Origin of the sequence: Zoogloea sp. 1C4, from assembly GCF_009469605.1 — a bacterium.
Classification (GTDB): domain Bacteria; phylum Pseudomonadota; class Gammaproteobacteria; order Burkholderiales; family Rhodocyclaceae; genus Zoogloea; species Zoogloea oryzae.
This window is the reverse complement of sequence record NZ_SSXU01000082.1, coordinates 1-1,831: the sequence shown is the minus strand read 5'-3', so window position 1 is coordinate 1,831 and position 1,831 is coordinate 1. Positions and strand designations below refer to the sequence as shown.

The following is a 1,831-nucleotide window of genomic DNA, read 5'->3' as shown; positions in this document are numbered from 1 at the left end:
GTAGAGTTATTATATATAAACTTAGGAAGTAAAGTATATCTATGCTGTTCATATTCAGCTGATATACCTGCTTCCTTTAGTTTCTAATATGTATAAGCTTCTAACTTAGATCGAAATACTATTCCATCTATTTCTTGTTTAGTAGCATTACGCACTTTCTTGTTTAAGACTTGTTTTAGCATAATTAATATAATGTTGCATACTATCACTAGTTATTTTAAACGTTTCAACTCTTTCAGAGAAATTACCATTTTCATCCGTAAATCCTACTGAATGCAAGAAAGAATAATCTTTATTATGTTTAAAAGCTTTAAACATTTCTTTAATCGAATTTCCTATAAACTTGCATTTTTTATTCCATTCAATAAATTCTCCATGCAACAATACACTTACTAATTTGATTGGAATTAATAATAACTTTCCAAGTATCAGAGCTAAATCAAAAGGTAATGCTATTACTTTACCTATAGTTTTTAATAGTTTCATTTAACCAATTTTTTATTTCTTCAAAGCTATTTGCTTTAACAGCATCAGATACATCTTTAGCTTTGAATTTTTTGTTAATAAACATTGCTTCTAAGCCTGTTTCTCGGCTTAATTTGCGACTTCTTTTTACTCCAGCTACATCTCTATCAAAAAGTATTATAATACGCTTAAAACGCGTTTTAAGTTGCTCTAATACGTCTTTAGGTAGAAACGTACTCTCTGAAGATGGAGAAACTGCTGGTATACCCATCTCATGCAAACACATAACATCTTTCATGGACTTTGTGATAAATAATATATCACCTTTTTGAGGCAACTGCTCATAGCCTTGGATATCATAGTCTGTAAGATTGTTTCTCCACTTAGTATATTTATCTGCTAGTGGTCTATATATCTTAAAGTTATTATAGACCTTATATGCATACATTGGATTTTCTCGTTTATAAGTACCCTTTACTATTCCATTACATAAATAATATTTAATACTATTTACATTGAATTTCTTTAGAGTATTTATAGAAATATTGAACTGTTTCCAGTAATTGATATCTACATCAGTAAATTCCTGACGTACTACACCAATTACTGTTTCAGTTGGCAGTATATATTGCTTAGAGCTAACGAGTTTAGTGTTATTAGTAATGTTTAACTTATCTACTATATCTGATAGTATATCATTATATTCTGTTTTACCAGTAAATAATGATACAAATTTAATCACATTACCACATTCACCTGTTCCATGATCTTTAAAAAGTAGTTGTTTAGTACGTTTACTATAGTAAATACCAAAGGATGGATTTTTATCCTTCCTAAATGGACTATTGTATATCATACCTACTTTAAATTGACCTATATATTTTGCATATATATCATATTCTGTTACTTTAGAAAGTATCCAATCTAGAGTAATGTTATCTGGGAGTTTTGCTCGCTTTCTACTATACATATGCAATCTGTTTTAGTTTGCTACTAGTCGTGGAATCGAACCACGCCTATCCAGAGGTAGATTTTTATTTCTGCTGTGCAGGCTCACGCTTCCATAAATTATCTAATATCCTTAAATTGATAGTGCCATATAGGATTGTCACAGATCCTCCTAGTAGTTGAAACTATTCTTCTTTATCAAATAGTTTCGATATTCTCTTTATAGTTCGTTCTGCATCTTCATCAGTTAAAGCTTCACCTGTCTGAATGTAGATATCAGAAGTTGTTTCTTTCTTCATTGGTCTAACTGAATGTCCGTATCCCCAATTCATTTTAAATTTAGCATTCCAGAATTTAAACATCCAGTATCTAAAGAACCAAGGAGATATTGCTGTAAGTATTTGTCCTTTGATTAAAG

At 29.9% G+C, this 1,831-nt stretch carries 3 protein-coding genes; all 3 read right to left on the bottom strand.

The window, feature by feature from the left end; genetic code table 11:
* Nucleotides 1–147: 147 nt before the first annotated feature.
* Nucleotides 148–486: a hypothetical protein gene (locus GH681_RS22880; RefSeq protein ID WP_153163805.1), complete on the bottom strand. Its 339-nt coding sequence runs from the start codon at nt 484–486 to the stop codon at nt 148–150.
* The gene (locus GH681_RS22875) at nt 461–1,435 is read right to left on the bottom strand and encodes a CHC2 zinc finger domain-containing protein (protein WP_153163804.1); all 975 of its coding nucleotides are present in this window, start codon (nt 1,433–1,435) and stop codon (nt 461–463) included. Before GH681_RS22875 ends, GH681_RS22880 begins: the two co-directional genes overlap by 26 nt.
* A 163-nt stretch (nt 1,436–1,598) precedes the next feature.
* Nucleotides 1,599–1,831 (bottom strand): hypothetical protein (locus GH681_RS23450; RefSeq protein ID WP_194271325.1); only part of this gene is annotated, 233 nt, incomplete at its 5' end.